This window comes from Blastomonas sp. (assembly GCF_041747255.1).
Classification (GTDB): domain Bacteria; phylum Pseudomonadota; class Alphaproteobacteria; order Sphingomonadales; family Sphingomonadaceae; genus Blastomonas.
In genome coordinates, this window is sequence record NZ_JBGTFM010000246.1 from 1 (window position 1) to 3,587 (window position 3,587).

3 protein-coding genes are annotated in these 3,587 nt (G+C 57.5%); 2 read left to right on the top strand and 1 reads right to left on the bottom strand.

What is annotated here, in order from left to right; genetic code table 11:
* Positions 1–287: 287 nt before the first annotated feature.
* Together ACEW8G_RS08560 and ACEW8G_RS08565 are read left to right on the top strand one after the other, a co-directional pair.
* Positions 288–1,163 (top strand): amidohydrolase family protein, encoded by an 876-nt coding sequence (locus ACEW8G_RS08560; RefSeq protein WP_373488006.1) that lies wholly within the window; start codon positions 288–290, stop codon positions 1,161–1,163.
* A 3-nt stretch (positions 1,164–1,166) separates the two neighbouring features.
* Positions 1,167–2,681 carry a class I adenylate-forming enzyme family protein gene (locus ACEW8G_RS08565; protein ID WP_373488007.1) on the top strand — a complete coding sequence of 505 codons (1,515 nt, stop codon included), beginning with the start codon at positions 1,167–1,169 and terminating at the stop codon, positions 2,679–2,681.
* 74 nt (positions 2,682–2,755) lie between these two features.
* Here ACEW8G_RS08565 and ACEW8G_RS08570 read toward each other — a convergent pair.
* Positions 2,756–3,587, bottom strand: an 832-nt coding sequence (locus ACEW8G_RS08570) for an FCD domain-containing protein (RefSeq protein WP_373488008.1), incomplete at its 5' end; no start/stop codon positions are given.

Sequence of the window (3,587 nt, forward strand, 5' to 3'; positions counted from 1 at the left end):
TCCGCATCCATGAGCAGCGGTGCTGCATGAACGGCCGCAACTTTGACCAGTTTTGCCATGAGTTTTCCTTCTTTTGCATCCATAAATAGCATGAACTGCCGTTCAGACAACGAAAAACGGGTGATATGTATACAGAACGTGCTAGGTCGGGTTTCTGACCAAGCGGGCGTTGACGGTCTGTGATGGTTGGATGACGGGAGCCGGGCAGATGAATTTTGACGTTGAGCCATTCAGGGCACTGCGCCCATTTGGCTTTCCACCGGCTAACACAAGGATGCCTTTGACACATGACTGACCGAGCCATCGACATCGTGGTCAACCTGTTCACCCCAGAAGCTGTCAGCAATGGCCAGACTGGTTTTGATGCCACCTTCATGGAACAGGTGCGTATGCCCGCCGACATGCGTGGCGGCGTGACCATCGATGATTATCTCAGGCGCATGGATCGGGCAGGGGTCGAACACTCGTTGCTGATCGCGGTGCGCGCCGGGGCACGCACACGCACCTACGCGTTCGAAATTCCCTATGCGGACGTGGCCCTGTGGTGCGGAAAATATCCAGACCGTTTTTCCGGTCTCGCCGGCGTGGATCCGACCATGGGCATGCAGCAACTGCGAGATCTGGAGCACGCAGTGAACGAGCTTGGCTTCGTTGGCGCGCATTTCTATCCGCACTGGTTCCAGATGCCGCCTGATGCTGCACAATGTTATCCTGTTTACGCCAAGTGTTGCGAACTGGGCATCCCGATCATGATGCAGGTCGGGCAAAACCTGATCTACCAGAAGGATGTCCGGCTGCCATCGGTCGCGCGGCCCATCCTGCTGGACCAGGTGGCGATCGATTTCCCCGAACTCAAACTGATCGGCATCCACGTTGGCACACCATGGGCCGAAGAGATGATCGCGATGGCCTGGAAACATGCCAACGTCTTCATCGGGATCGACGCCTATGCCCCGAAACATCTGCCCGATGCATTGGTCCGGTACATGGACAGCTACGGCAGGGAGAAGGTCCTTTGGGGGACCGATTGGCCGGTGATTGATCCCGAGCGCGGCCTTGCGGAACTGGCCGATCATGGATTGCGACCAGAGGCTCACCGGCTGGTGGTGCGCGACAACGCGCTGCGTGTGTTCGACAAGCTCGAAGCACGGATGGCGAGGTAATTCATGACCGATGCCGTTCCGGCGCTGACCATTGCCCGCAGCATAGTTTGCGCCGCCGCGCGGGCGCCGCGCAAGCGTGCGATCTGTGCACCTAGCCGCGATCTGACCTATGGCGAACTGGCATCGCGCATCGCGCAGGTGGCGGCTTTGGCAGCCGAAGAAGCGATGCTCACGCGCGGTGATCTGGCGTTGCTGATCGCACCGAACTGCCCGGAATACATTGAACTGGTGGCGGGCCTTTCGGCCAGCGGAACGGCTGTGGTGACCGCCAACCCCATGCTGTCACCCCCAGAAATTCTGCGGATCGTCGAAGATTGCCAGCCCAGGGCGATTTGGATTGACCCTGACTTGGCCGAAACGAGGGACGCGTTGGCAGCAACGGGCTTGCCAGTCTTTGCAACGCGCGGAATGGACTATGAAGCGCGGATCGCCAGATATGATGGTGCAGCCCTTGCCGAACGCGCGCAGGGTGAGGATTGCTTTGGCATTTGCTATACATCGGGCACCACCGGGAAACCCAAGGGCGTGATGATCTCCCATCGCAGCCGGGTGCTCACGATACACGCAATGGCCGCTGAATATGGCTGCTTTGGCCCGGACGATCATTTCCTGGCCCTAACCCCGTTATGCCATGGTGCCGGCTTTGCCTTTGCGGTCGCCCCGCTGCTGTTTGGCGGAACCACCACGCTGGCGCACGACCTGAAGGCGCCGGCTATTCTGGCGCGTCTTGCAGAAGGGGATGTCACCGGGCTGTTCATCGTGCCCACGCATGCCAAGTGGTTCCTCGAACTTGGTGACACTGCGTCCGCTATGGTCGCTGGGCATCGCCTTAAGGCATTGATTTCCAACGCGGCCGCCATGCCACAAGCACACAAGCGCCATCTGGTGGATCTGTTTGGCGAAGGCCTGTACCACGAGACTTACGGCTCTACCGAAGGTGGGATTGTCACCAATATTCGGCCCCAGGACCAATTGCGTAAGCACAGCAGTGTTGGAACGCCGTTTGCGAATATGGAGATCCAGCTTCGTGACGATGAAGGCAATCTGGTGGAAGGGGCCGGGATCGGCGAACTGTTCTGCCGCAGCCCATATGTTTTCAACGGGTATCTGGGAAAGCCGGAAGAAACCAAGGCCGCTTTAAGCGACGGTTGGTTGACCGTCGGCGATGTTGCGCGGCGCGATGAGGAGGGCTTTTATCACATCGTCGACCGCAAATCTGATCTGATCATATCCGGCGGATTGAACGTCTATCCCAAGGAAATCGAGCAGGCTGCCGAAGCCGTTCCCGGATTGGTTGAGGGCGCAGCAGCCGGTGTGTCCGATGCGGAATGGGGCGAAGCGATCCACTATTACTACGTGGCGAGCGGACCCGATGACATCGCGCCTCTCCTCAACGACGCATTTGCGGCCAACCTTGCCCGCTACAAGAGGCCCAAGGTTCTGGTCCGCATCGATGAGCTGCCGCGCAGTCCGGCTGGAAAACTGCTGCGCAACCAACTTTCACCAATGGCAAAGTAATCAGGATTCGGGGTGAAAAAGGCCCGGATTGCTGGGAAATGGACGCGGAAAAAGCAGGCTGAAAACAGCTTGGGCTAGCTGGCAGGTTTGGCGCTTGAGGTGCCCTTGAGTTTCGCCAAGGCATTATGAGCCCGCCGGATATGCATGGTCATGATAGCCTTGGCCCATACCGGATCGCCATGATCGAGGGCGATGATCAACTCGGTATGTTCATCATAGCTGCTCTGGAACAGCGATTCGTCGTAGCGGTGAGCGGTGGCACTGACGATCGGCTGCTCCACCAACCGAGCGAGAACACTGGCGGCCCGATTGGATGCGGACGCCCGAATAATAATGTCATGAAAGCGACGATTGGCGTCAAGGAATGCGGCAATATCCACCGGTTCGCGCACGGCTTGGTGGAGTTGTTCGTTCACTTCGCGCAGCTCGGATACTTCCGCTGGCGAAATCCGGGTCGCTGCGCGCTCCGCCGCGTAACCTTCCACCAGTGTGCGCAACGAAAAAAGGTCCTCAAGATCTTCCGATTGCCATGTCGATACCGTAAGGCGGCCGGTGTCCGAACGGGTTACCAGCCCTCCATTCTCAAGCTCTCTGAGCGCTTCGCGCACGGGCGTTCGGCTTACCTTCGCCAACGCCGAAAGCTCTGCTTCGGTGATCGCCTCGCCAGGTGCCAACGAACCCGTAAGGATCAGCTCCCGAATGGTTTCAAAAGCTCTGCGAGATGCCCTGGTCATATTTTCTGATACCTTACCGGTCGGTTCGATCAATATAATTGCGTGGACATCAAATCTAAATGGCACTGATGCTCCGCTAAGTTCATATATTCTATCCATCGGCTCAAGTCTTCGTGTCATACCGATTTTATAAATGTCTTCTCCAAAAGAACCTATATTTGAAACAATATAA